Annotated in this window: 23 protein-coding genes and 2 pseudogenes; 16 read left to right on the top strand and 9 right to left on the bottom strand. The window is 67.8% G+C overall.

Translation table 11 applies throughout. The features are described 5' to 3' along the window. Window positions 1–376: 376 nt before the first annotated feature. Window positions 377–3,163 carry a BTAD domain-containing putative transcriptional regulator gene (locus tag ACIRG5_RS25815; protein WP_402908830.1) on the bottom strand — a complete coding sequence of 929 codons (2,787 nt, stop codon included), beginning with the start codon at window positions 3,161–3,163 and terminating at the stop codon, window positions 377–379. 277 nt (window positions 3,164–3,440) lie between these two features. Between ACIRG5_RS25815 and ACIRG5_RS25810 the strand changes: the two genes are divergently transcribed. Together ACIRG5_RS25810 and ACIRG5_RS25805 are read left to right on the top strand one after the other, a co-directional pair. Beyond that, window positions 3,441–3,896 carry a hypothetical protein gene (locus tag ACIRG5_RS25810; RefSeq protein WP_402908828.1) on the top strand — a complete coding sequence of 152 codons (456 nt, stop codon included), beginning with the start codon at window positions 3,441–3,443 and terminating at the stop codon, window positions 3,894–3,896. A gap of 171 nt (window positions 3,897–4,067) precedes the next feature. Beyond that, entirely contained in the window at window positions 4,068–4,688 is a 621-nt protein-coding gene (locus ACIRG5_RS25805) for a hypothetical protein (protein WP_402908826.1), read from the top strand. Between the two features lie 134 nt (window positions 4,689–4,822). On the opposite strand, the gene ACIRG5_RS25800 is transcribed toward ACIRG5_RS25805, so the two are convergent. Beyond that, window positions 4,823–5,062 carry a radical SAM protein gene (locus ACIRG5_RS25800; RefSeq protein ID WP_402908824.1) on the bottom strand — a complete coding sequence of 80 codons (240 nt, stop codon included), beginning with the start codon at window positions 5,060–5,062 and terminating at the stop codon, window positions 4,823–4,825. Between the two features lie 478 nt (window positions 5,063–5,540). On the opposite strand from ACIRG5_RS25800, the gene ACIRG5_RS25795 reads away from it, so the two are divergent. The 12 genes and pseudogenes from ACIRG5_RS25795 (at window position 5,541) to ACIRG5_RS25740 (ending at window position 15,181) form a co-directional block, all read left to right on the top strand. Continuing rightward, the gene (locus tag ACIRG5_RS25795) at window positions 5,541–6,167 is read left to right on the top strand and encodes a response regulator transcription factor (protein WP_402908822.1); all 627 of its coding nucleotides are present in this window, start codon (window positions 5,541–5,543) and stop codon (window positions 6,165–6,167) included. A gap of 205 nt (window positions 6,168–6,372) precedes the next feature. Then, a complete protein-coding gene (locus ACIRG5_RS25790) occupies window positions 6,373–7,185 on the top strand; it encodes a DUF4142 domain-containing protein (protein WP_402908820.1) in 813 nt (270 codons plus the stop codon). Continuing rightward, window positions 7,176–8,009 carry a 4Fe-4S domain-containing protein gene (locus ACIRG5_RS25785; RefSeq protein WP_402908818.1) on the top strand — a complete coding sequence of 278 codons (834 nt, stop codon included), beginning with the start codon at window positions 7,176–7,178 and terminating at the stop codon, window positions 8,007–8,009. Before ACIRG5_RS25790 ends, ACIRG5_RS25785 begins: the two co-directional genes overlap by 10 nt. Beyond that, a complete protein-coding gene (locus tag ACIRG5_RS25780; protein ID WP_402908816.1) occupies window positions 8,006–9,226 on the top strand; it encodes an NAD(P)/FAD-dependent oxidoreductase in 1,221 nt (406 codons plus the stop codon). Before ACIRG5_RS25785 ends, ACIRG5_RS25780 begins: the two co-directional genes overlap by 4 nt. Before the next feature lie 31 nt (window positions 9,227–9,257). Continuing rightward, entirely contained in the window at window positions 9,258–9,533 is a 276-nt protein-coding gene (locus ACIRG5_RS25775; RefSeq protein ID WP_402908814.1) for a hypothetical protein, read from the top strand. After that, window positions 9,533–10,207 (top strand): DUF742 domain-containing protein, encoded by a 675-nt coding sequence (locus ACIRG5_RS25770; RefSeq protein ID WP_402908812.1) that lies wholly within the window; start codon window positions 9,533–9,535, stop codon window positions 10,205–10,207. Before ACIRG5_RS25775 ends, ACIRG5_RS25770 begins: the two co-directional genes overlap by 1 nt. 115 nt (window positions 10,208–10,322) lie before the next feature. Beyond that, window positions 10,323–12,164: an ATP-binding protein gene (locus ACIRG5_RS25765; protein WP_402908810.1), complete on the top strand. Its 1,842-nt coding sequence runs from the start codon at window positions 10,323–10,325 to the stop codon at window positions 12,162–12,164. A 23-nt stretch (window positions 12,165–12,187) separates the two neighbouring features. Beyond that, window positions 12,188–12,619, top strand: a complete 432-nt coding sequence (locus tag ACIRG5_RS25760) for a roadblock/LC7 domain-containing protein (RefSeq protein ID WP_402908981.1) — start codon at window positions 12,188–12,190, stop codon at window positions 12,617–12,619. Window positions 12,620–12,645: 26 nt separating this feature from the next. Then, a complete protein-coding gene (locus ACIRG5_RS25755) occupies window positions 12,646–13,251 on the top strand; it encodes a GTP-binding protein (RefSeq protein ID WP_402908808.1) in 606 nt (201 codons plus the stop codon). 138 nt (window positions 13,252–13,389) lie between these two features. Then, a complete protein-coding gene (locus tag ACIRG5_RS25750) occupies window positions 13,390–13,773 on the top strand; it encodes a thioredoxin family protein (protein ID WP_330275179.1) in 384 nt (127 codons plus the stop codon). A gap of 33 nt (window positions 13,774–13,806) precedes the next feature. Further along, window positions 13,807–14,253: pseudogene (locus ACIRG5_RS25745) on the top strand (peroxiredoxin); the annotation flags it as partial. 304 nt (window positions 14,254–14,557) lie between these two features. Further along, window positions 14,558–15,181, top strand: a complete 624-nt coding sequence (locus ACIRG5_RS25740; RefSeq protein ID WP_402908805.1) for a response regulator transcription factor — start codon at window positions 14,558–14,560, stop codon at window positions 15,179–15,181. Window positions 15,182–15,184: 3 nt separating this feature from the next. On the opposite strand, the gene ACIRG5_RS25735 is transcribed toward ACIRG5_RS25740, so the two are convergent. From ACIRG5_RS25735 to ACIRG5_RS25710, 6 genes and pseudogenes are all read right to left on the bottom strand, one after another. After that, window positions 15,185–17,269, bottom strand: a complete 2,085-nt coding sequence (locus tag ACIRG5_RS25735; protein ID WP_402908803.1) for a BTAD domain-containing putative transcriptional regulator — start codon at window positions 17,267–17,269, stop codon at window positions 15,185–15,187. After that, window positions 17,262–20,132 carry a BTAD domain-containing putative transcriptional regulator gene (locus ACIRG5_RS25730; protein ID WP_402908801.1) on the bottom strand — a complete coding sequence of 957 codons (2,871 nt, stop codon included), beginning with the start codon at window positions 20,130–20,132 and terminating at the stop codon, window positions 17,262–17,264. The genes ACIRG5_RS25735 and ACIRG5_RS25730 overlap by 8 nt, the downstream gene beginning before the upstream one ends. A gap of 381 nt (window positions 20,133–20,513) precedes the next feature. Continuing rightward, entirely contained in the window at window positions 20,514–20,879 is a 366-nt protein-coding gene (locus ACIRG5_RS25725; protein ID WP_402908800.1) for an enoyl-CoA hydratase/isomerase family protein, read from the bottom strand. Between the two features lie 110 nt (window positions 20,880–20,989). Continuing rightward, window positions 20,990–21,223 carry a hypothetical protein gene (locus ACIRG5_RS25720; protein ID WP_402908798.1) on the bottom strand — a complete coding sequence of 78 codons (234 nt, stop codon included), beginning with the start codon at window positions 21,221–21,223 and terminating at the stop codon, window positions 20,990–20,992. A 102-nt stretch (window positions 21,224–21,325) separates the two neighbouring features. Then, complete coding sequence (locus ACIRG5_RS25715; RefSeq protein ID WP_402908796.1) at window positions 21,326–21,868, bottom strand: nitroreductase family deazaflavin-dependent oxidoreductase; 543 nt, start codon at window positions 21,866–21,868, stop codon at window positions 21,326–21,328. Between the two features lie 315 nt (window positions 21,869–22,183). Continuing rightward, window positions 22,184–22,930 (bottom strand): annotated as a pseudogene (locus ACIRG5_RS25710) (transposase); the annotation flags it as partial. Between the two features lie 103 nt (window positions 22,931–23,033). Here ACIRG5_RS25710 and ACIRG5_RS25705 point away from each other — a divergent pair. Beyond that, window positions 23,034–23,381 (top strand): ferritin-like domain-containing protein, encoded by a 348-nt coding sequence (locus ACIRG5_RS25705; RefSeq protein WP_402908794.1) that lies wholly within the window; start codon window positions 23,034–23,036, stop codon window positions 23,379–23,381. A 24-nt stretch (window positions 23,382–23,405) separates the two neighbouring features. On the opposite strand, the gene ACIRG5_RS25700 is transcribed toward ACIRG5_RS25705, so the two are convergent. Beyond that, window positions 23,406–23,546 (bottom strand): hypothetical protein, encoded by a 141-nt coding sequence (locus ACIRG5_RS25700; protein ID WP_402908792.1) that lies wholly within the window; start codon window positions 23,544–23,546, stop codon window positions 23,406–23,408. A gap of 119 nt (window positions 23,547–23,665) precedes the next feature. Here ACIRG5_RS25700 and ACIRG5_RS25695 point away from each other — a divergent pair, with 119 nt between their 5' ends. Beyond that, entirely contained in the window at window positions 23,666–23,866 is a 201-nt protein-coding gene (locus tag ACIRG5_RS25695; RefSeq protein ID WP_402908790.1) for a hypothetical protein, read from the top strand. Window positions 23,867–23,959: the final 93 nt, after the last annotated feature.

Below are 23,959 nucleotides of genomic sequence, written 5' to 3'. Positions count from 1 at the left end.
AGCGTGATCGCGTCACGGATGAGTCCGGCGCGCGCGTGCCCTGCTATCGCAGGACCGACGACCTCCCTGTTGTGCAGATCGATCACAGTGGCCAGATACAGCCAGCCTTCCTGCGTGGGCCTGGACGCGCAGAACCCAGACACTCCATCACCCAGTCGCTCAACCGAACCAGACTGAGTGGCAGAAACCCGCGTCCGGACAGACTGCGATGGCACTGGGACAACATTCACCGGCAACGAACACCGTCGGCTGTCGGGGATGGGTGATCCGGGGTCGAAGCGGAATCGTGTGTCGTCGGGGCTGGTGCCCAGCGCGCGGGCTGCGAGCGCACGCTCAAGCTGGAGCCCGAGGCTCGGCATGCCGAGCTTCACGCCCGCTACGTTGTCTCGTTCAGGCCCGACGGCCTGATCGACTCCAGTGCCGAACCAAGGTCGTCGAGTTGCCGTTGTACACGCGCGGCGTCATCGTCGCGGCCTTGTTCCCGGTACAGCTCCAGCGCCTCCTGCCATACCTGGCTGGCCTGCTCGTGCTGTCCGAGGGCCGCGTGAGGGTGGCCCACGCGGTCGAGGGTGCTAGCGACCTCGTAGGTGTGGCCGAGGGTGCGGAACAGGATGAGGACCTGGTGATAGTGGTCGAGGGCCTGCTGGTGGTCGCCGGTGCGGTGGGCGATGAAGCCGAGACTGTCCAGGGCGGCCGCCTCACCCTCAAGGTCCTGGTGGCGCCGATTCAGGGTGAGTGCGGCGTGGCAGTGGTCGCGGGCGGTGTCGAAGTCGCCCAGGCGCGCGGCGCACCAGCCCACCCCGTTGAGCGCGTCGGCTTCCTGCACCGACTGGCCGAGGGCGCGGTAGAGGTCGAGGGCGTGCCGGGCGTGGTCCAAGGCCCGCCGGTCATCCCCCCGCAGTTCCCAGGAGATCGCGAGCGCCCGGTGGGTGTGTGCCTGTTCGGTGGGGTCGTGGTGGCGCATGGCCAGGTCGAGGGCCCGGTCCAGGTGCCCGGTGGCCTCCTCGTGCAGGCCCAGCAGTGCACAGGCGGAGCCGAGGCCCCGGTGGGCGCGGCTGCGGGCGGCGGGGTCGGGCAGGTGTGCGGCGGCGTCCACCGCGGCTCGCCACGCGGTGAGCGCGTCGCGCCGGTACCCCCGCCGGTAGAGGAAGGTGTCCAGTGCCCAGGCGAGGTGCCAGACGACGTGATGGCGTTCCAGAGCGGCGGCGGTGCGCTGGGCGGCCAGCAGGGTGGTGTGCTCGGCCTCCAGCCACGCCAACGCGGCCGCGGCGTCTGGCAGCGGGTACGGGTGCACGCCAGGCGCGGGCGGCTCGGGTTGCACGAGTGCGCGGAAGGGTTCCAGGAGACGACCGGCGGCGAAAGCGGTGTGCAGGTAGAAGTCCAGCACCCGCACCAATGCCATCTCCCGCATGTTGTCGGGCAGGTCGTGGGCGGTGGTGGCGTAGGCGCGGACCAGGTCGTGCATCGCGTACCGGCCGCGCGGCTGCCGTTCGAGCAGGGATGCCTCTTCCAACGCCGACAACGCTTTGCGTGCACGGACAGACGGCAGGCCGGTGAGGGCGACGACCGCGGGCAGGGTGGTGTCAGGGCCGGGGGACACGCCCAGCAGTGTGAACACCGTGCGGTGCTCGTCGGTGAGCCGGTGCAGGGACCAGGACAGAACTGCGGGCAGGCTGGCGGCGGGGTCGGTGTCGTGGTCGAGCATCTCGAGGCCGAGCTCGCGCAGTTCGGCGGCAACCTCGGCCAGCGGGAGGGCCGGGCGGGTGGCGGCGTCGCGGGCGGTGATCGACAGGGCCAGCGGGTAGCTCCCGCACAGGTCGATCAGTTCGTCGACGGCGCCGGGTTCAGCGGCGACACGGTTTGTGCCGAGACGTGCGGCGAGCAGGGCGCGCGCCTCGTCATGGGTGAGCACATCCAGCGTGAAGTGCCGGGTGCCGTGCCGGTCGACGAGGGAGGCGAGCCTAGTGCGGCTGGTGATCAGCACGGTGCAGGACGGGCTGCCGGGCAGCAGCGGGACGACCTGGTCGGCGGTGGCGGCGTTGTCCAGGACGATCAGCATCCGCCGGCCCGCGACCAGGCTACGGAACAGCGCGGCTTGTGCGCCTGGGTTGGGCGGGATCCGGCCGGGGTCGACCCCGAGGGCGTCGAGGAATCCGCGTACCGCCACCGCTGACGCCATCGGCTCTTCAGTGGGGCTGAACCCGTGCAGATCCACGAACAGCTGCCCGTCGGGGAACCGCTCGGTGCGCTGGTGCGCCCACGCCAGGGCCAGCCAGGTCTTGCCGATTCCCCCTGCCCCGCCGATCGCCGAGATCATCACCGTGGCGGCGGCTGGTGTCCCCGAACTGGTCCCGGACGGTATCGGGTCCTCCTCCGGTTCGGCGGTCAGCGCGTGGTCCAGGCGGGCCAATTCGGTGCCGCGGCCGGTGAACCACCGTGGTGGCGCGGGCAACTGCCGGGGCATCGGCTGCTCCGCCTTCGGGGCTGTTCCGCGCGTGATCGCTGTCGAGGCCGGGGTGAGGGCGGGATCGGTGTCGAGGATGCGCTGATGCAACACCTGTAGTGCGGTACCAGGCTCGGTGCCCAGTTGCTCGATCAGCCGGTCGCGCAGATGCCGGTAGTGGGCCAGCGCTTCGGCGGTGCGTCCGGCGCGGTGCAGGGCCAGCATGAACTGGGCGGCGACGCGTTCGTCCAGGTCTTGCTGTTCCACCAGCGTGAACAGTTCAGGCAGCACCTCGGTGTGCCGACCGCAGCGCAACGCCACCTCGACACGGTCGAGCCGGGCGGCGATGTGTTCCCGCTCGAGGCCGGTGCGCACCGCAGCCAGCCAGGGGGTTTCCAGGCCAGCGAACGGTTCACCCCGCCATAGTGCCAATGCCTGGTCGTACAAGCCGAGAGCCTGCTCATCGTCTGCATCACGACTGCAGGTGATCAGGTGGCGAAATCGGAGCACATCCACGACGCCTGGGTCGGCGAGCAGCACGTAACCGCTGGAGCGGCGTTCGATGCCGATGCCTGCTGGCGCCAGCAGCAGCCGCAGCCGCGACAGATAGTTCCTCAGGACCTGCCGACCCCGCAGCGGCAGATCCTGCGACCACACCCGCTCCAGCAATTGGTCCACCGTGACGACCCGGTTGGCCTCCACCGCCAGCACCGCGAACACACACCGCTGCCGCGGGTGCCCTACCTCGAACCGTCGGTCCTCGATCCAGGCCCCGACATCCCCCAACACCCTCAGTTCCACCACCACAACAACCCCCGTCGCTGTCCCGCCCGAACACCTTGCCCGAATTCCCTCAAGATCGGAGGCGACTCTCCACAAGCGCTCCTACCGGCTTGTTACACGATCCTGGTGCGTTCCCGGGAGGCGGTGCACCCATTCTCGCAGCAGGCCGGAGTTGAAATCCGGTTCCGAACGCCGCAATTCCAAGGAGACGAGAATGCACCGACTGATCAATACGATTCACTGTGGCGCCGTGATCGTGACGATCGCCGGCCTGGCCGCTTTGGGCCTGGCACAGACCGCCGGAGCTGCCACCGCCGCTCCGACGACGCCGACAGCGTCAGCCCAGTCAACTCCAGCACACACTGTGAACGGACTGGGCAGCGCGTACACGCCCGATGCGCGGGTGCCTGTGGTGCTCTCGTCCTCAGGTATGTCGCACGCAGCCCAGACCGAAGATCCCATCACGTCCAAGAGCCGCTCTGACTGCACCGACTACCTCGAGACCTGGGGCTACGAAGTCACCAAGAAGCGGTACCTGATCTGTGGTCTGGCTTCGTTCCCGTTCCCGAGCCAGCAAGTCCGGATCGCCACCTGCACCGCCGCCCTCCTGGCCACAGGGGTGGGCGGGGTGGTCGCACCCATCTCCTGCATCTTGGCCACGGCCCCCTGAGCACGGCTTTGCCACCCAACGGTGATCGCCCACCAGACGGTCCACGCCCACCCGTTCCAAACGGACCGCTGGCGCCGTTCCTGTACCCGGCTTCCCAATTCGTCCGAACCCCGCCAGGACCAGGGATCGACGACCAGCACTCGATGACAACTCCACAAGTCAGCTCGATCGTTGAAAGTACGGAGGATTCATATGTTGAATAACAAACGCCGAGTCGCGGGATCGTTCGGGCTGCTGGCCGTTCTCGCGCTGTTCGCCGCTCTGCTTCCCGGCGGTGCGGCACAGGCGGACGAGGGTGCGGCGAATATCGGCGCCCCATCCCAGGCGGCGGCTTCCCGCTTCTCCGTCGAGTTGGCGAACGCTCCGCAGGTGGTCAAGGACAAGGCGGCAGAGGCGACGAGAAACGGCGCGAAGATCGTGTCGATCGCCAGCGCGGACTACGCCCCGTCCGGGTCAGAGCCCAGTGCCTTCGCCTATCCCAGCGGATGCGGGCTCTGGGTGCTGGTCATCAAGATGGGTAACTACGCCGTCAACTCTTCCCTGACCTCGTGCAACTCCAGGCCCTCCGAAATCGCGATGAAAGCCCAACTCGCCCGGTGGCGGGGCACGTGGTGGCAAACCGTGGCCAGCAAGTACGACGAGACGTCGACGTCGCAGACCCTGGTGGTCGAGGCCAAGCACCGCTGCCTCGGCACTACCTACACCTACCAGGGCGCAACGGGCGGCGACCTGGTTCTCAATGGTCGGCTCTACACAGCGGATGCCTGGGACGGGGCCAGAATCGTCTGCTGAAAGCGTTGTTCGACGGGCAGTTGACGGGTCCTGATCGACCGGCGGCGGGGTACGCGGTTTGGTACCTCACCGCCGGTCGCCATCATCATCGAGCAGAACACGGTCTGCCGCTACTCGTGCAGAACAAGATCGCCTTAAGTCGCCGACCAGAAACTTTTCGAATAGTGGCGCTCGCCACCGATGAACTGCACCATCCTCGTGCCAAGATCGGCGAGCTGGTCGATCACACTCGTCCACTCTTCGGCTGCCATCGGCCCGTGCGAACCAGCTGGACCAGAGTCGGCATAGCAGTGGTCGCACTGAAGCTGGCACTTCCCTGTCACTTCGAGCCACGCGAACGTCACCCGCGATTGCGGGTTGAGCTGAGCCTCCACTTGTTCCCCTGCTTCTCGAACTCGGGTCCGCCGTGCAACCTGCGTAGTTCTTGGAGGGCTGTTCGACCTGAAGCGCGACTCCCTCGGCCTGCGGGAGGTCGAGGTGACGACGCCGCTGCCCAAACTGACCACGACCATGTTCTGCCCCGCAGCGTTCGCTCCCCTGCCCACCAGTGGTTGCGATCCCGCGTGCAACAGGCGGCAGCCGCGCTCAGAACTGACGAATCGTCGCAACGCGCAGAACGCGTAGAAGAAGTCTCGGCAGTTCCGAACAGCAAGCAGCCCGGCGTCTTGGCCTGCGCCACCTGACAGCCTCAGACCTGGCCGATCCCGCCGCCGGCCGGTGGCGACCGCGTGTGCACCCTCCACGGCGAAACCTCGCCTGCGACAGCGCCAGCAGAGACGCTCCGAGAAGAAATGAAGTCCGCGGAGCCAGGCTGTGCGCAGCAACCAGGTCGAACGGAGCAGAGGAGGGGCGATGCGCCGGATCACAGTGCTGGTCAAGGCTTCGGATCCGCTCGTCCACGCCGGGATCGGCGCGATGCTCAGCGCCTGCGCCCAGATCGACGTGCTCGGCGAGGCGGCGAGGGACGACGCTGATGTCGTCGTCCTGGCAGAACGGGTGGTGAGTGCCGGACGTCTGCACGCGATCATCCAGCGTGGAGCGGGGAAGAACGCCGCCTGGGTCGTGGTGACCGATCGGTTCGACGCGGGCAGCGTGTTGCCTGCCGTACGCATGGGCGTGAAGAGCATCCTGTCCGCTTCACGGGCCACCGAGAGTCGCCTGGCCGCCGCCGTGCTGGGGGTGACCAGAGGGATTTCGCTACTCCCCGCAGATCTGCAGGCGGTGTTGTTGCGCGAACTCGACGAGATGCGCTCGACCGTGCTCGAGGCGAACGGCCTGTCACTGGCCCTGCTGGACGCCCGCGAACGTGACGTGCTCGGCTCCATCGCAGACGGGAAGAACGTTGACGAGATCGCGACGAGAATCGGCTGCCCAGAGGGAACGATCCGAAAGACGCTGAGTCGCATGATGCGCAGACTCAACCTGAACAACCACTCCCACGCGGTCGCCTACTCGTTCCGATCCGGCGCACTGACATGACCCGGAATTAGCAAAACGGTCAAGCAAGCTGTTTGCGCAGAATCTTGAGCTGCACAAACACCTTTAGCGCGCCCAAAAACAGGGCGATCCCGTTCGGGAACAAGAACCGACAGAAAAGGGCATAACCATTCCTGAGGAGTGGTTCCGAGTGTCTACTCGGTACTGCCGAACAGTGACCAGGACACTCGTGGAACGGAGCGCATGAATGCACGTCTTCTCGCGTGCCGCGACAACATCTCGCGACGAGCGGCAGCCTCTTGCGGTTCGGCTGCTGTTCGTTCTCGCGGTCACCCTGATGCTGACGTCGTGCGGTGTCTCCGCCACCGGAGGCTGGCACGGGGAGGTGCCCGGCGAGCACGTCCGCAAGCACACCACTCTCGACTCGCCGCACGGCCCGCTGTACCCGGCCGACGTCAAGCTGCTCGTCGCAGTCGCCCAGGCAGGTCTGTGGGAGGCGCCGGCGAGTGAGGACGTCGCACGTCGCAGCACCAACCCGAAAGTGCGCAAGGTCGCGGAGCAGCTCGCCACCGAGCACCACGCGTTGCACGAGAGCAACATCGCCGCCGCCGACCGGCTTCAGGTGCAGCTGCCGCAGGCCCCCACCCCGCAGCAGAAGGGCTGGCAGGACGAGATCAGGGCCGCCAGCGGTGACGAGCTCGACCGAACCTACGTCAACCTGACCAGGGCCGCGCACGGTTCGGTGTACATGGCCATCACGACCGTCCGTTCCACTACTCAGAACGACGTCATCCGCTCGATGGCGGCGATCGCCGAGGACTACGTCGCACGGCACATGTCCCTGCTGGAGAGCACCGGACTCGCCACCTTCGACGCTCTGGCCGTCCATTCCGGAACGGACGCGCGGTACCAACCGGTCCCGGCTCCGATGGACCTCGGGCTCGGCATCAGCCTGGCCGTCGCGGTCGGGCTCGGAACCCTGGTGCTCGTCCGGCTCGGTTCGCGGATGCGGCCCGTCGAAGCCGCCGAGGAAGACGAGGAGGCGGGGCAATGGGCCTGACGAGTCTGCACGAGACAGTGCTCGCGGTCGGCTACACGGGCAACGACAACGGTGTCCGCAGTGTGGTCGCGTTCTCCGCGCGCTTGTCCTACCTGTCGATGTGCCTGACGCTGTGCTGGGGCATCTTCACCGCCACCGGCTGGATCCGTCGCTTCACCGGACATCACGCGCTGCGCAGCGGACATGCCATGCTCGCCACCTTCACGCTGGCGACGGCAGCCGTGCACGGGCTCGGTTTCTGGTTCCTGGACGAGCAGATCGTGGTCGGCGCACAGGTGTTCATCCCGTTCCTGAACGGGTACGTGCGGCACGCGCTGGGAATCATCGCCTTCGACCTGCTGGTGGCGATCATCGTCACCGCGGGCATGCACCGCCTGTTCCGCTACCGGAACTGGTTGCGGTTTCACCAGACCGCGTACGTGGTCTTCGCGCTCGGAGTCACCCACGCGTGGTGGGGCGCCTGGGCGAACGGCAACTTCGAGTTGATGTGGCTGGCCGGGATCACGGTGTCCGCCCCGGCGCTCGCGCTGGCCGCGGTCCGGTTCGTGCCGCCCAGGGTTCTGGTCAGGATCGGCCTGATCGAGGGTGACGCGAGCGAGGTGGCACCGATCGACAAGGCGGCGCCGCTGAAGATCAGCGTCGACAACCAGCGATGTCACCGTTACGGCTTCTGTCAGTCCGAGGCTCCGGACGTGTTCCAGCTGCGCGAGGACGGACGGCTCGCCTACCGGCAGAGCCCCGAGGTGTCGCGCAACCTGGACGTGCTCTCGGCGGCCCGGTCGTGCCCGATGCGGGCCATCGAGATTGCGGGGAGGGAATCGTGAGCGAGCTGCCGCGAATCGTGATCGTCGGAGCGGGGATCGCCGGACTGTGTTCCGCGGAACGGTTGCGGGAACTCGGGTTCGACGGTGAGGTCGTCATCGTCGGATCCGAACCGACGATGCCGGTGTACCGCCCGTCGCTGTCCAAGCAGTTCCTCACGGGCGAACTCGGTTCCAAGGACGTGCTGACGGCACCCGCCGAGGATCTCGGCGCGACCTGGCGGCTGAACACGTCGGTGTCCCAGCTGGATCCGCGCCGGCGGGTCGTGCACCTGCCCGGCGGAGAGGAACTGGAGTACGACGGCCTGATCATCGCGAGCGGGGTCGAGTCGCGCAGGCACCCCGGCGGGCTGAACGGGCATCCGCGGGCAGCGGTGATCCGCACCCGCGCGGACACACGGCGGTTGCGCCAGCTGATCGACGGATCACGAGAACCCGTCGTGGTGATAGGTACCGGCTTCATCGGCTGCGAGGTCGCGTCGAGTCTGCGGCACGTGGACCGGCCCGTCACCGTGGTCGGCCGAGCCAACGTGCTGATGAACAACCTGCTCGACAACGACCTGGCGACGCGGCTCACGGATCTGCACCGGCGCAACCGGGTGCGGCTGGAGCTCGGCGCGAAGGTGGACTCGTGGGCAGGCGGCTCGTCACGGATCGACCTGCTGCTCTCGAACGGGCGGAGCCTCAGCGCCGCCTGCGTGATCGTCGCGGTCGGCTCGGTCCCGGCGGTGTCGTGGCTGCGCGACTCCGGTGCCAGGCTGGACAACGGCGTGGTGTGCGAGGCCACCTGTCACGTCGAGGGCTTGGAGGACGTGGTCGCCGCCGGCGACGTCGCGTCCTGGCCGAACCTGCGGTTCGAGACCACCCCGCGACGCGTCGAACACTGGACGAACGCGATCGAGATGGGTCGTGCGGCAGCGGAAAGCCTGTTGAGCGGCCGGGAGTCCGCGACACCGTTCACACCGATCCCCCGGTTCTGGTCCGAACAGCACGGCCTGCGCATCCAGGCGGCCGGCATGCCCGCGACAGGAACCGAACGCGTCTCACTCGATCCTGTGTCCACTTCGGAGCGATCACTGACCGGCTACCTGCGCGACGACGAACTCGTGGGCGTCATCGGCTTCGACCGGTCGGTGGCGGTGCTGAACTACGCCAAGAAGCTGCAGAGCAAGAGTCTCATGACCGGGGCAGCACACCCGCAGCCACTCCTGTCCGCCTGACCGGTCAGTGGCTGAAGAAAGGAGGTCCGTCGTGCGGCTGAGTCCACGAGCGTTCGTCATGGCGCTCACATTCCTGGCAGGCGTTGCCGTCGCGGTCGCGCAGTCGCCCAACTTCTCGTCGCTCACCACCGTGGTCAACGTGCTCACGTCGGACTCGACGCACTCCTTCCAGGTCACCGTTCCGCTGCCCTACCGGGAGCCACAGCGAACCCTGCTGGCGCCGGTTCCGGCAAGCAGGTTCGACGTCACCTGGCCGCTGTCCGAGCGAGGGATAGGCATGCGAACCGATCACGCGACGGAGGGCTGATGATGAACTGGGAGAACACCGCGTCGCACCCTTCGCCGAGGCCACACAAACGACACTCCCCGGCCTCGTCCGAGGCGGTCCGGTTCGGCGGCTGGACCGACTACCGCGAGTGGGCCGAGCACGACTTCCGTGATCGGGCTCCCGCCGAGGAACCCGGCGCGGCCTCCCAGGGCGCGATCGTGGTGGAGGCGCTGACCGATCTGGTGCCGATCAAGGTGCTGCTGGAGGAGAACGCGCAGGGCTCGCGGAAGGGCTGTCTGATTCCGTCGAGCGGTCTGGCGATGACCGACCTCGAACCCGAGCCGGAGCTCGACGTCGAGGACTCGGCGATCATCCGGCCGTACGTGCGCTCGGGCGGCCGGTCCGAGGTCAAGTACGACCTCGAGTTCGAGACGTTGGTCGAGGCCGCTCGCCCGTACGCGTCCCTGCCGGCCAAGGACCTGACAGAGGATCAGCGGCACATCTGCCGTGTGTGCGTGGTACCGCAGTCGGTCGCGGAGGTCGCGGTGGCGATCTCCGCACCGCTCGGGCTCGCACGCACGATCATCAGCGAGAGCATCGAGAGGGGATACCTGCGGGTCCACCAGCGGATCTCCATTGTGGACGGACTGCCTCCGATGGATCTGTTGCGCCGGGTCTACTCCGGTCTCGCCCAGCTCTCCGATGCGCGATGAGTCCGAAGGAGACGTGATGAGCGCGCAACTGAAACGCAGAAGCCGACCGGTACCACTGACTATCGGGTTCGCCGTCCTCTCACTTGCACAGATCACGACGGTGACCCTGGTCGCCATGGCCGTGGTCCAGACCGACGGTGGGATGCGGCTGACCGCGCTGCTGGCCGCGATCAGCGCTCTCGGCGCCGGCGCGGTGCTGTTCATCTGGTCGCGCCGGGTGTCGCGGTCCCAGGACGCCGTGCGCGGCGAGATCGACGTGCTCGCGATGCAGCCGCTGACCGAGATGCTGGCCGACGTCGTCAAGAGCCGGAACATCGCGGAGTTCCGGAAGCGCCTTCCCGCGGTGTCCGACGCCGGGCTCGCCCAGCTGACCGACCGGGTCGAGGAGGCGTGCGCGACCGCGTTGCGGATGGCAGTGGAGCACGAGGACCTGCGGGTGGGCTACACAGAGGTCTTCGTCAACATGTTCCGCCGCACGCAGACCCTGCTGCAGCGTCAGTTGCAGGTGATCGAGCGGCTGGAGCAGGGCAACCGCTCACCGGCGGACATGCACCTGTTCTTCCAGCTCGACCACCTCGTGACCCGGATGCGACGCAACAACGAGAACGTGCTGGTCCTCGCCGGGACCGAACTGGTGCGCGCCACCAAGAACCCCGTGACGATCGCGGACGTGTTCCGCGCGGCGATGTCCGAAGTGGACAAGTACCAGAAGATCCGGGTGCTGGGCACACCGTCGATAAGGGTCTCCAACACCGCGGCGGGCGACCTGATCAGGATCATCGCCGAACTGCTGGACAACGCCACGTCGTTCAGCGCGCCGACCAAGGAGGTCACGATCAACGCCGAGCTCGGGCGGCACAACGGTCTGTCGATCGGAGTCTTCGACAACGGGATCGGCATGTCCGACGAGGACATCCGGAAGACGAACGAGCAGCTGAAGAAACTGGGCTCGGAGGAGATCGCCCGATCGCGCCGGGTCGGGCTGTTCGTGGTCGGAAGACTCGCCGGTCGCAACGGCTTCAAGGTCGAGCTGTTCGGTGGCGACGACGTCGAGGGCGTGTCGGCGCTCATCTCGGTGCCGAGTTCGGTGCTGCTGGAGGAGGACGCGATGCGCGCGATGCTGCCGGGAGACTCGAGGCGGACGACCACCGGTGCGAAGCAGGCGAGTTCCACCGGGCCCTCGGTGGCGGTGACGACAAGCGTGCGCCGGACCAGCACGCCGCACGTCACCGGGAACCCCGCCTCCGGCCGGCGCCGGATGTCCTCCTGGTACGGCAGGTCGCAGGCCTGGCGGGCCGAGCGCGACAACGTGCGCAAGGGTCCGTCCGGGGCGGATGCCGGAGCCCAGCAGGTAGACCGGACCCACGAGGGGGTGGCGGAAGAGCTGCCGATGCGAGTGCCGGGCAAGCGTGCGGTGGAACTCGCCGCCGAGACCGCGGTGCGACAGCAGGCGCTGGCGGCGGAGTCCCAGGCCGCCGAGCCGCCGGCGGAGCCCACCGACGTGCCAGAGCGTGCGGCACCGGCACCGGCACCGAGGACCCGCGAACCCGAGCCCCTGCCGGAAGACCGGGGAACCAGGGTGGCCTCCCGGTGGTTCAAGGCTCGCGGTAACGCGGACGAACCCGCGTTACCGGCGCGGACCGGGCAACCGGAGCAGGAGCAGGCATCGCGGACGGCCGAGCCGGCGACGGACCCGGCTCCGTGCGACTACACCGAGGACGGTCTGCCTTTACGGCGGCAGGGAGCGCATCTGCAGGCGACGATCGCGACCGGCGATCCCGCACCGGAGATGCCGAAGGAGATCAGGGCCGTCGAACGCGACCCGGCACACATGCGGCGCAGGTTGTCCAGTTACCAGCTGGGTGTGCAGAAGGCCAAGGAACAAGAGGACCGGATGCGCGGCCGGCAACAACAGGCAGGCGGTTGGACCGTGTTGGAGAGGAAGGCAACGAAATGAGCGGAGAGCCGAAGCAGCAGGCCATGACCTACGAAGAACTCGTCAACGAGAGCTCGTGGCTCATCAACGACTTCGTGGACCGAGTGCCCGGCGTGGCACACGGCGTCGCCGTGTCCGCGGACGGTCTGCTCCTGGCCGCGTCGAACACGCTTCCCGACGACCGGGCCGACCAGCTCGCCGCGGTCTCGTCGGGCCTGCTGAGCCTCACCGACGGCGCGGCGCGGTGCTTCGAGGCGGGCAACGTCCGGGAGACCATCGTCGAGATGGACGCGGGAACCATGCTGCTGATGGCGATCAGCAACGGTTCGTGTCTGTCCATTCTGGCTGATCCCGGCTACGACATCGGCCAGATCGCCTACGAGATGGCTCTGCTCGTGGACCGGTTCGGCCGTCAGCTCACACCGGGTGAACGCGCGGACGAGGCGGCGATGGCCGCCGGCCCCGCTTCGAACTGAGGGACCGGAAAGGAGAGGAACGCGAGATGAAGAGGCTTGAGTTCGGTCCTGTGAAGAAGTCCGGTTCGGTCACCTCCACCAAGATCGTGGTGGCCGGCGGGTTCGGAGTGGGAAAGACGACGTTCGTCGGCGCTGTGTCCGACATCCAGCCGCTGACGACCGAGGCGATGATGACGGTCGTCAGCAACGAGCTGGACGACACGAGCCGGATTCCGAACAAGGTCGCGACCACCGTGGCGATGGACTTCGGCCGCGTCGCGCTCGACGACGACCTCCTGCTCTACCTGTTCGGCACGCCCGGCCAGGAGAGGTTCTGGTTCATGTGGGACCACCTGGTGCGAGGTGCGCTCGGCGCGGTCGTGCTGGCCGACACCCGGAGGCTCTCCGACTCGTTCAGCTCGATCGACTTCTTCGAGAGCCGCAAGATTCCCTACGTCGTCGGGGTGAACACCTTCGACGGAATCCTGCACCACCCTCTCGAACACGTGCGGCGGGCGATGGCGATCAACCCGAGCGTCCCGCTGCTGCGCTGCGACGCACGCGACCGGGGCGAGGTGCGAAGGACACTGCTGGAGCTGATCGCGTACGTGATGCAGCGAGTCGAGCAGGTCGCTGAACCTCTGACGGTGTGACGCCCCTTCCGGGCGCTCGCGGTCAGCCGATCGCGCACGAAGTCTCCGCACGGGCGCATCGGGTCTTCACTCGCGGGCCACGGCACGCGGGTGTTCCGAACGGTGAGAGATACGAGAGATCAGCAGGGATGGTTGGTTATGCCGAACGTCAGCCGTGAAGTGATCGCACTGGACGTGCCCCGGTTCCAGGAACTGATCAAGACCAATGATGTGGTGGTCATCGACATCTCCGCGGAGTGGTGCGGTCCGTGCCAGGCGTTCACGAGCACCTTCCGCGACGCGGCCGCGTCCTACGAGGACGTCGTGTTCGCCTCGGTCGACGCCGACGAACAGCTGGAGCTGGGCGCCGCGTTCAACGTCAAGACGATTCCGACGGTCGCGGTCATGCGGGCGGGCGCGTTGATCTTCGTACACGAGGGTTCACTGAGCGAGCAGGCGCTCGCGGACGTGATCAGGCAGGCACGAGCACTCGACGTCGAGAAGGTGCGACAGTCGGTCATCGCCCGCGCGGCCACGTCCTGACCGCGACGCCACGAGGAACCAAGGAGACAGGTCATGGTGCTGGAAGTCGGTTCACGGGCTCCCGATTTCACGCTGGAGGACAACAAGCTCAAGCCGGTCACGTTGTCCTCGTTCGCCGGCGAGAAGAGCGTGCTGCTGGTGTACTACCCGCGCGCGTTCACTCCCATCTGCAAGGGAGAGCTGTGTCAGATCCGCGACGAGATAGAGGTGTACCGGGACTACAACGTCCAGGTGCTCGGCGTCTCGGTCGACTCGCCCTTCTGTCTCAACGAGTGGGCGCAGAGGCAGAAGTACCCGTTCCCGCTGCTGTCCGACTTCTGGCCGCACGGCGAGGTGGCCACGACGTACGGAACGTTCAACGACGACGCCGGCGTGGCCCGGCGTGGCACGTTCCTGATCGACACGGAGGGCATCATCCGGTTCGCCGAGGTGCAGAAAGCGGACCAGGCGCGCAGCCAGTCCGCGTGGAAGGCCGCGATCGTGAGCGCTCTCGAACCGAGGATCGGCTCAGGACTGTCCGTGCCCACGGCGGCCGGCAACTGGATCGACCTGCCACCGGAGTCGCCCGTCTGAGCTCCGGACGCGGCTGGGACGTCCGCGCACCTCGTTGCGCGAGTGGGTGGTGGCCGGCGGGTGCGACGAGCGCCGGCCACCACTGGAGCTGCCACCGACTCGGCCGGGTCGGATGCCGCGATCTGCTCGATTCGGATGCGGCGGAGCAGAGACCGCGTGAAGTCCCTCCGCCGATGCTTCGCCGGGACAGGCGGAACGACGGGAGTGCAACGTGAACGAGCTGCGGGTCGCTGTTCGTGCGCTTGATCCGATCACGAGGGTGGGCGTGTCCGCCTGCCTTGCGACGGAGTCGGGCCTGATCGTCGTTCCTGATCATCAGCGATTGCGCGCGGACGTGGTCGTGGCCGCGTTCGAACGGCTGTCTGCCCCCGAGCTGCAGGCGATGCGCGCCGGCGCCGCCGAGATCCGCAGGCCGACGGTGCTGCTGATCAACGAGATCAAGGACGGCGACCTGCTGACGGCGGTGGACTGCCGTGTCGTCGCGATCCTGCCGAGGGCCGCCGCGGTGGACGGCCGGTTGGGAGACACGGTGACGTCCGTGGCGGCGGGAGGGGCGAACATGCCTCCGAACGTGCTCGGAAAGCTCGTCGAGCACGTCGAGCAGCTCTACCGCGAAATGCTCGAACCGCGCGGCCTGGCCGACGTGCGTCTGGAACCGAGGGAGATCGAGGTGCTCCGGCTGATGGCGGACGGCTTCGACACCAACGAGATCGCGCGTAATCTGTCCTATTCGGAGCGTACGGTGAAGAAGATCATCTTCGCGATCACCACCCGGCTGCGCGCACGCAACCGGCCACAGGCCGTCGCCTGCGCGATGCGGGCCGGCGTCATCTGATCATCAGGTGCCGAACTGGCACAGGAAGCGTGCCCGCGTCGCCACCAGCACGCCGCGATGCGGGTGATCGGCCGGACAGGTGTCCAGTGCCTGGTTGAGAACCCAGAACACGGGCAGTGGCGCGCAGGCCGTGAGCTCATCGTCGTGGGAGACCAGCCACTCGACCACCCAGGAGTCGAGCTGCCCGTCGCTGACGGCCGCGAGCTGGTCGCAGACGCGCTCGACCGGTGCTCCCGAATCGGCCAGAGACCTCGCCGCCCTGCGGTGCAACGGCGGCAGCATGTCCAGCGGGGTTCCGTCGTAGAGGGCCCGGCGTTGCGCGGGGTGGGCGAACGTCAGGCTCTGACCGACGTGCGCGAGCACCTTCGCGCGCAGTGCCTCGTCCAGCACGTCGAGCAGCTGTGACGGCCATCGGCCGACCACGGCGGCGAGCTCACTGGTGGTGAACCGCTGTCCGAGCACGGCGGCCGCGCGCAGTGTCTCCAGGGCGTCGTGGGACAGCCGGTCGAGCCGCGCGGTCATCGACGCCGCCAGCGCACGCTCGGCTGAGCCCACCCCGCCGTCACCGTGCAGGTCGACCGCACCGCCCTCGGCACGGATGGCGTTGTCGCGTAACAGCATCGCGATCGTCTGCCGCAGCACCAGCGGATTGCCCAGGGCATTGGTGGTGAGCGCATGCAGCGCCGGTCCCGGTGGCATGCCGACGACCTGATGGATCAGCTGGCAGGAGGCGGCCCGGCTCAACGGCCGCAACGGCATGATGACGTCGTCACGCGTGGCGATGCCGCGCCGCAGCCGTGCGAACGCCGAACTGTCCACATCGGACCTGGCGGTCGCCATCATCAGCACCGGCAACGACCTGGTGGCAAGACAAAGCTGGTCCCACACGAGCAAGCTGGCATCGTCCGCCAGATGCAGGTCGTCGATGACCAACACGAGTGATGCGTTGGCGCACAGCTGCTCGACTCGCTTGAGCACGTCGTTCATGGTGATCGAGACGTCACTCTCCATGCCCAGCGCCCGGCTCAGCGCACCGAGCGGCTCCAGGCAGGACTTCTCCGCCACGGCCCAGGCGAGGTGGTGGCAGCGGGGCTCGATCGAGGCCAGTACCGCGGACAGCAGCGCGGACTTGCCGATTCCCGCATCCCCTTCCACGAGCACCGAACGTCCGCGTCTGGTCTCGAGGTCCCTTATGCAGGAACGCAGTCTCGCCGTTTCGAGCTCCCGGCCCGCCAGCTGTGGCCGGGTGACGCCTTCGGGAATCACGGAGAGCAGCCCGGGTTTCGAGCGGCGGCGGACGTTCGGTTCCGGGGTCGCGAGTGCCGGATCCCCGGCGAGCAGTTGATGGTGCAGCAAGCGGATCGCGGTACCCGGTTCGACTCCGAGGTGCTCGCGCAGGACGCCGCGGAGATGGGCGATCCGTTCCAGTGCCTCCATTCTGCGTCCGGCTCGATGCAAGGCGGTTATCAGCGTCTCCCACAGGGACTCGCGCAACGGGTGTTCCTGGACGAGAGCTTCGAGTTCGGGGACGAGGTCGCTGTGCTCTCCGAGTGCGAGCAGGCTCTCGAGGCGCTGCTCCACCACGGCGAGACGTTCCTCGGAGAGTTCGGCGCGGCGTCGTTCCGCGAACGGACCGGGCAGCCCACCGAACGCTTCACCGCGCCACAGCGCGAGTGCGGAGTCGAGCCGCTGCACCACTCCTTCGTGGTCACCCGCGGTGCGCCGTTCGCTCGCCCTGTCGCGCAGGTCGTGGAAGGTGGCGAGGTCGATGCTGTGGGGCGGCAGTCGCAGCCGATAGCCCGGCGGCTCCGACAACAGCACCTCGCCACCGGACCAGCGTGCTCTCTCAGGTTCCAGCACCCGCCTCAGACCGGAGATGTAGGTGTGCACGTTGCCATCGACGCTCGCGGGCGGTGAGGCTCCCCACACGCTGTGAATCAGCTCGTCACGCGGAACGACCCGGCCGAGGTGATCCGCCAGCACGGCGAGGATCGCCTGCTGACGTGCCGGGCCGAGCTTGATCTCCTGCTGCTCCAGCCGGATCCGCAGGTGCCCCAGCAGATCGATCCGCAACGTTGTCTCAAACATGATCAGCCGCACGGTCGAAACGCAGGAACGCGCGTCGCACGTCCCACCGGGCCCGCACCTGGGTGAAGCACTGGACCGCGGCATCGAGCGCCTCCGCCGCCTTCTCCGGTTGCTCCTGTGCAACGAGGAGAACCGACGCGTCCTCCGCGGCCTGGGCGTACGCGAACTCCCAGCCGGCCCTCCGGTACTCCCCCGACGCGACGAGCACCGCCTCGGGATCCTGGGCCAGCAACGCGCGGCAGTGCAGAGCGGTTGCCCGCTGTTCCGGCAGGCTGTCGGCCACCGCGATGGCGCGCAGCGCGGCACTCTCACGCTCCTGGTCCACGGCGAGACGTACCAGCCAGGGAAGCCAGCGGGCACAGTCGTCCGCCGGAACCGACTCGTCGTCGAGCAGCCCGACGAGCACGTCGTAGGCCGCGACCGGTTCGCCCCGCTGCTCGGCGACAAGTGCGCTCGCTGCGCGAGCCACGGCGGACTCGCGCTGATCCGCCTCTCGCCCAACGGCTTCCAGCGTGGCGAGTGCCTCGTCCGGTTCACCTCGATGGGCGCAGATCAGGGCGGCGGTACCGTGCGTCAGCCGCACCGCGGTCAGCGCGGTCAGCGCTTCCTCCCACTGCCCGCCCCAGTACCAGGCGAGCAGATCACGCGTGAAGTCCGAAGTGTCTTCACACCACACCGTGGGCTTCACGAGCAGCGCGGACAAGCTGTCCTTGCGAGTGGACGAGATCGCATCCGACGACACGAGCCGGCCGAGCAGGGTCGAGGCCAGCCGCGGCGCACGCACCGACAGCGCCGCGGCGTTCTCGGTCAGCCAGTGGTTCAGCCACGAGCCGTTGTCGATCGGCACGAGCATCAACTGCTGGGCCACCCGCTCCGGCGGCCTGCCGATGGCGATCCACGCCTCCGCGAGCTGGCGATGCAGCGACCCGCGGATCGCCGACGCGTACCTGCCGTAGAACGCGCGTTGAATCATTTTGTGGCGCAACGAGAACTCGTCACCGGACACGACGAGGTAGCCGCCTGTGACGGCGTCGGCGACCATTGTGGACACCTCGTGGGCCGGCAGCATGAGCGCCGCCGCGATCTCGTCGAGGGTGAATCCGTCGCCGCACAGCGACGCCCAGCCCAGCAGGTCCCGGATGTGCTTGGGCACCGTCTGCATGTGGTCTTCGATCACGTCGACGATCGTGCAGTGGTTCGGTGGTGGCGAGCAGGCCTTGAGATCGACCTGGTGGTCTTGAGGTACGAGCGTCCCAGAGCTGGTCATGTACTCGACGAGCACTTCGACCAGCCAGGGGTTTCCCGCTGCCTGACGAGACAGTTCGAGCAGAGCCGGACCCGGCGTGGCTCCGGCGAGTGCGGTGACCAGGTCGTCGACCTGGGCGTCGGCCAACGGTCCCAGCGTGATCACCTGGCCGTGCTGCCGCAGCACCGCACGCGTCCGATCGATCTCCTGCCGCCTCGGCACCGGCCTCAGCGCCACGACGAGCAGCAACGGCATCGCCGTGGTCTCGGTCGCGAGCCGGCGCAGGACGTGCAGACTCACCGGGTCCACCCAGTGCAGCTGATCGACCACCAGGACCAGCGGTCCGTCCTCGCACAACTGGCGGACGAGGGCGAGCACACCATCGACAGCGGCCACGGTGCCCGAAGAGTCCTGTGCGGTCGTCGAGAGTTCCACCCTGCGGACGGTGCCTGCGAGCGAGGCCCGGCGCGGATCCGGCGACAACCTCGTCACGTCCAGGCCGTCCACCAGTGCGCGAAGGGGCACGACCTGTCCGAACTCGTCGGCGGTGACCCGGGCGAGCTGGCAGCCCCGCACGTCGGCGAGCGCCTCGTTCAGCACCGCCGTCTTGCCTATGCCCTGCTCTCCTTCGAGCCAGAGAACCCCGCCTGTCCCCCTGGTGACCGACGTGACCGCGGTACGCACCGCCGCGATCTCCGACACGCGCCCGATCAGGCGACGGGTGGTGGGGCGCAGCGTCTTCGTGACGAGCGGGATGGGCCGGGTCATGCCTGGAACGCCGTCGACGGTCCAGCGCAGCGCCGGGTCGTCGCGCACGATCTTGTCGTGCACCGTGGTCAGCGATCCGCCCGGCTCGGTGCCGAGGCTCTCGACCGTGGCGCCGCGCAGCCGCTGGAACACACCGATGGCGGCTTGGCGACGCCCGGTCAAGTACAGGGCCTGCATGAGAAGCCCGTGCAGGCCCTCGCGCAGCGGGTGTCTCCTGGTCAGCTCGTGCAGGTCGTCGATGAGCAGGTGCGGCCTGCCCGCGTTGAGCAGGACACGCGCACGCCGCTCGACGGCGTCGAGCTTCAGTTCGGCGAGCCGGGCCCGCTGCCTGGCCGCGAAAGGTCCAGGTGTGCCGTGCAGCGCGTCGCCGCGCCACAACTCGAGCGCGGTCTCGAGAGCCGCCAGCTCCCCAAGAGTGTCGCGGTTGTTGCGGCACGTCCTCGCCTCGTCGCGCAGCCGCTGGAAGTGACTGACGTCGACAGCGTCTCCTGGCAACATCAGACAGTAGCCCGCCCCCACGGAGATGAGGAGCGTTCCCTCGGAACGCCGTGCCCGGTGTGGCTCGAGTGACGCGCGCAGGCCGGAGATGTGGGTGTAGATGCTGCCCCACGCGCTCGCGGGCGGCTCGTCGCCCCAGAGAGCGTCCACGAGTTCGCTCTTGCTGACCGAGTGACCTGCCTGCAGCGCGAGCACCGCCAGCACCGCTTTGCGTTGCGCGGAACCGAGTTCGACCTCGCCGTCGACACTCCACGCTCTCACGGGGCCGAGCAGGGAGATCCGCACCGCGGTGGGATCGGAGCCGATGCCGGTCGTCGGACGTCGCGCCTTCGGATCGTACGAGAGTGTCATTTCCCACCCTTCCGGCGCGGTCGGGAGACCACGTGAACAGCAGCCAAGCGCAGGTTGGGGCGCGTATTCCGTTGTGGACAGTCGTTGTCAGCTGGCAATGAATCTAGGATTACCACGACTACTCGTCAAGGGCCACCCGATCACAAAGCGTGACCTCGCGGCCGTGACGGGCGAGCCCTTTCGGGTCGATCCGCGGCACTCGGCGGACACGACGCCATCACACTGCAAGATCTGGATATGTGTGAAAGCACCGAGCAGGATGCTGGAACAGAGGCACACTGAGACATTCATCCCCTGCTGGACGCGTTGTCTCAGCCGGGACGGTCTCACCGTCGTTGTTGGACGGTGAGAATCCTTGCTCCGACGAGGACGCGCGACCGCTCAGAGGCTGTCGAGGATGCGCTCCAGCTCGCGCTCGCCCTCCCGTGTCTGCACGCCCGCGGCCAGCTGCTTGCAGGCCGGCTCGACCATGTCCTCGGTGAACAGCGAGAACAACGCGGCATTCTCCGCGGCGTACGCCTGGTGGGAAATCTTCGGGGTGACCGTCTCGACAGTGGCCTTGATGGCGGCGACGACCTCGGGGCGCAGGCGGGCGATCCGGCGCGCCAGCCTGTCGACGAAGGCGTCGACCTCGTCAGCGGGGAATGCGCGGTTGACCAGGCCGTAGCGTTCAGCCAGGTCGGCGCCGACCAGTTCGCCGCCCAGGATCAGCTCCAGCGCGCGTTCCCGGCCGAGCAGGCGGGCCATGTTGACCGTTCCGCCGCCCCCAGGAAGGATCGCCATCACGGCTTCGGGCTGCGCCTGGGCCGGACCGGCCGATCGCGGCGAACCGCATGTCGAGGGACATCAGGAACTCGTTACCGGCGCCCTGGGGCCGCAGGCAGCGCCTCCGGGTCGGTGAGGTAACGCATGTCGCCGTGGACGCTGAAGAATTCCGGATCGGCGCTGTCGAACACGACGACCCGCACATCGGCGTCGTGCCGCACTCGGTTGACGAGGCCGCGCAGCGGTGGCAACAGGACGCCGTCCATGAGGTTCAGCGGCGGCTGGTCGAGGGTGACGGTCGCGACGCACGGCGGCCGAGCCTCCACCTTCCCAGCACGAGACCGGGCTCCCCTACCGGTGCCATGAGGCACCTGGACCGGCCGCGAGAGGCCATCCCCTGGGTTGTGCTCTGCAGACGTGCCGTCCGGTCAGGTCGTGTGATCCGTGCCGGCACCGTCGTTCAGAGCGCCTGGGGGTGAAGCGTTCCCTAGGCCCGAGCACACCTGGAAGACCGGGAAACGCGGGGCGATCCGCTCGAACTCTGCCAGCGGAGCCCGCCGGTCCACCGGCACGTGCGGGCGGGCACCTGGCGCGATCTCCAAATAGCGGCGCAGGATGGGCGCCCGTGCGCCAGGGGCTACCTCTTCGAGGCGCACGGACTCGACGCGGCCATGCCGTAGCACCGCGCGGCCCTTCGCCGCGCGGAGGTTGCGCACCCAGTTCACGTTCTCGCCGAGCATCGCCACGAGGTATCGCTCACCCGCATAATCCGCGATAGCCACCGGGAACGAGATGATCCGGCCCGTGCGCCTGCCACGCACCTCCAGCGCCGCCACACGCTCACGCAGGAACCAGCCCTTCGAGAACTGGCTCGCGGACAGCCGGTTCTGCCAGCGTGCCCACCAGTTCGGGCGCTTGCCCCGGTACATCCACCGGTAGTACCGGTCCCGCAACTCATGCAGACCGCGCACGATCCCTCTCACCGGACCTATCTCCCGTCGTGTCGAAAGGACGTCTCACTCTCCACGCTCGACCGCGCCCGGCGGTCTGGGCAGGGGCGAAAGCCCCTCGCCACAGGGGACCCTCGAGTCAGGCAAGGCGCCACCGGCAGTGCGTCGATGCTGTGAACGAGCGATCTCGGCTACAGCCGGCCTCGCCGCCAATCCGCGTGAAGTCGCGATCCGGCGAGGTTCGACTTGGCCGCCGGACGCAAGTAGGTTCCTTCAACCCGAGTTACACCGCTCGTTTGGCTCTGGCTCGTAGTCGGTGGTGACACGGAGTGGCGGTCAGGGCAGAAGGATGCGGTGGCGGAGAAGGTTGAATCCGGCGCGTCCGTGCATCTGTCTCATGATCCTCTTGGTGCGGGTGTTGACGCCTTCGGTGCAGCCGTTGTGGTAGGGCAAGGTGACGACACCGTCCACAGCGGACCGGTCGATCTCGAGACCGTTGGTGAGACTGCGTAGATGCGGCAGATCGACTGTGCGAGCCTCCGCGATCCACTCGGTGAGTTTCACGTCGTTACCCGCAGTCGGCGTCAGCAGCGCGGCGAAGCCGCGTACCAGGCTGGCGAGTGCGGTCATTTCTAGGCAGGCTGCGGCGATTGTCTCCAGCAGGGTCGTGTCCTTCGGGTGCAGGTTCCCGGGTTTGGTGAGCAGGAGGCGGCTGGCGTGACGGGAGGTCGTGATGGGGCGGTCGCCTTCGGCGCGGCCCTGGTTGAGGTAGCGGACCAGAAGGTTGGCACTGCCGGTGTAGCCCAATTCCCGAATCTCCGCGAGCAGCTGGGTGACAGGAACCGCGGGGTCGGCCGCGCGGCGGGCACGCAGATGATCACGGTAGGGGTCGACCAGGGTCGGACGGTAGGTCGGGGTGATGCGCAGGGACTGAGGTTCGGGCATGCGGGCGTAGCGTTTGACTGTGTTCAAGGCAACGCCGAGACGGCGGGAGCAGGCGAGCAGACCGACCCCTTGGCCGAGCAAATCGTGAATCTTGTTCCAACGTTCGCGAGTGGTCTGCTCGTGAACGCCGCCGGGGCTGGAACATCTGCTGCGGGCTGCCGGCCAGCCGACGATCAGTTCACATTGGACGGACGCGGTGTTCGTGCGGCTACGTCGTGCGCTGGGACTCCGGCTGGAGCTGATGGTGCTGCTCATAGCGGAAACCGTGGCGCTGCGGTACTACCGGGCGTTGCGCGGCGGCAGTCGTGACCCGCTCACCGCCGAGGTCGTGGATCGAATCCTGCACGACGAGGAGCGGCACGTTCCGTTCCACCAGGCCCGGCTGGGTCAGGTCTCCTGGCCCAGCCGGGCGTTCTGGTGGCTGCTGTTCGCCGGGGCCGTGGTGACGGTCGCACACGACCACGGGCCAGGGCTGCGACAACTCGGTGTCGGCCGTTGGCAGTTCGTCGTGCAGACGCTCGAAATGGTTCGGCAGCAAGGGATAATGACCGGCGATGCGCACCGCGCAGCACGTACGAACGCACCTTGATCGCATGACTGCCGTCAGTGCGGACTACTCGGGCAGGGGGTTCTGAGCCATTCGCTGTTCCCCGATCCGAGCGGCTTCCCTGACCACGGAGAAGCCATAGGTGGTCAGCTCGTCGCGCTCGTAGGAGGCCAGTGCCTCGGTCAGGGCGAGCCGTCCGTCCGCCACTGCTTTCAGCGCGCGGTCGTCCCGACGTCACACGTGGACCCACCGCCCTGACTGGACGGCACCGGCCAGCCCCGGACCGTTCGGGGCGATCTGTCAGGTGCGCTCGACAGCTGTCCCACATGGACAGATGGACGCTGTACCGGCTCGAGGGGCAGATGTGGCGGGTGGTCTCCTACGACGGCGGTCCGTTGCCCGACATGTCGCTGCAGGACCTGAAGCTGGCTGTTGTCGACGTACGGCGCGTACTCGGCGACTACCTGCGGGTCCACCGGCTGCCGTTGCCGCATGGTTCCGGGTTTGTCGCCGAACAGCGGAGCTGACTTTTCCGGAACCACAACGGCACTGAGATCACATCGCGGGACCGGGCCGCAGCACTGGGCGTGACAAACTGGTCGGATCGTTCACAGAGCCAC

This window comes from Lentzea sp. NPDC102401 (assembly GCF_044765805.1).
Taxonomy (GTDB): Bacteria; Actinomycetota; Actinomycetes; order Mycobacteriales; family Pseudonocardiaceae; genus Lentzea; species Lentzea sokolovensis.
Note: the sequence above shows the minus strand (reverse complement) of the source record. Positions and strands in the feature narration are given on the sequence as shown.

Bases quoted from the DNA above. Each gene is read 5' to 3' on its own strand.
- ACIRG5_RS25810 (WP_402908828.1), top strand. From the start codon at position 3,441: ATGCACCGACTGATCAATACGATTCACTGTGGCGCCGTGATCGTGACG.
- ACIRG5_RS25795 (WP_402908822.1), top strand. From the start codon at position 5,541: ATGCGCCGGATCACAGTGCTGGTCAAGGCTTCGGATCCGCTCGTCCAC.
- ACIRG5_RS25790 (WP_402908820.1), top strand. From the start codon at position 6,373: ATGCACGTCTTCTCGCGTGCCGCGACAACATCTCGCGACGAGCGGCAG.
- ACIRG5_RS25785 (WP_402908818.1), top strand. From the start codon at position 7,176: ATGGGCCTGACGAGTCTGCACGAGACAGTGCTCGCGGTCGGCTACACG.
- ACIRG5_RS25770 (WP_402908812.1), top strand. From the start codon at position 9,533: ATGATGAACTGGGAGAACACCGCGTCGCACCCTTCGCCGAGGCCACAC.
- ACIRG5_RS25765 (WP_402908810.1), top strand. From the start codon at position 10,323: ATGGCCGTGGTCCAGACCGACGGTGGGATGCGGCTGACCGCGCTGCTG.
- ACIRG5_RS25760 (WP_402908981.1), top strand. From the start codon at position 12,188: ATGACCTACGAAGAACTCGTCAACGAGAGCTCGTGGCTCATCAACGAC.
- ACIRG5_RS25755 (WP_402908808.1), top strand. From the start codon at position 12,646: ATGAAGAGGCTTGAGTTCGGTCCTGTGAAGAAGTCCGGTTCGGTCACC.
- ACIRG5_RS25750 (WP_330275179.1), top strand. From the start codon at position 13,390: ATGCCGAACGTCAGCCGTGAAGTGATCGCACTGGACGTGCCCCGGTTC.
- ACIRG5_RS25735 (WP_402908803.1), bottom strand. From the start codon at position 17,269: ATGTTTGAGACAACGTTGCGGATCGATCTGCTGGGGCACCTGCGGATC.
- ACIRG5_RS25730 (WP_402908801.1), bottom strand. From the start codon at position 20,132: ATGACACTCTCGTACGATCCGAAGGCGCGACGTCCGACGACCGGCATC.
- ACIRG5_RS25725 (WP_402908800.1), bottom strand. From the start codon at position 20,879: ATGGCCCGCCTGCTCGGCCGGGAACGCGCGCTGGAGCTGATCCTGGGC.
- ACIRG5_RS25705 (WP_402908794.1), top strand. From the start codon at position 23,034: ATGGTGCTGCTCATAGCGGAAACCGTGGCGCTGCGGTACTACCGGGCG.
- ACIRG5_RS25695 (WP_402908790.1), top strand. From the start codon at position 23,666: ATGGACAGATGGACGCTGTACCGGCTCGAGGGGCAGATGTGGCGGGTG.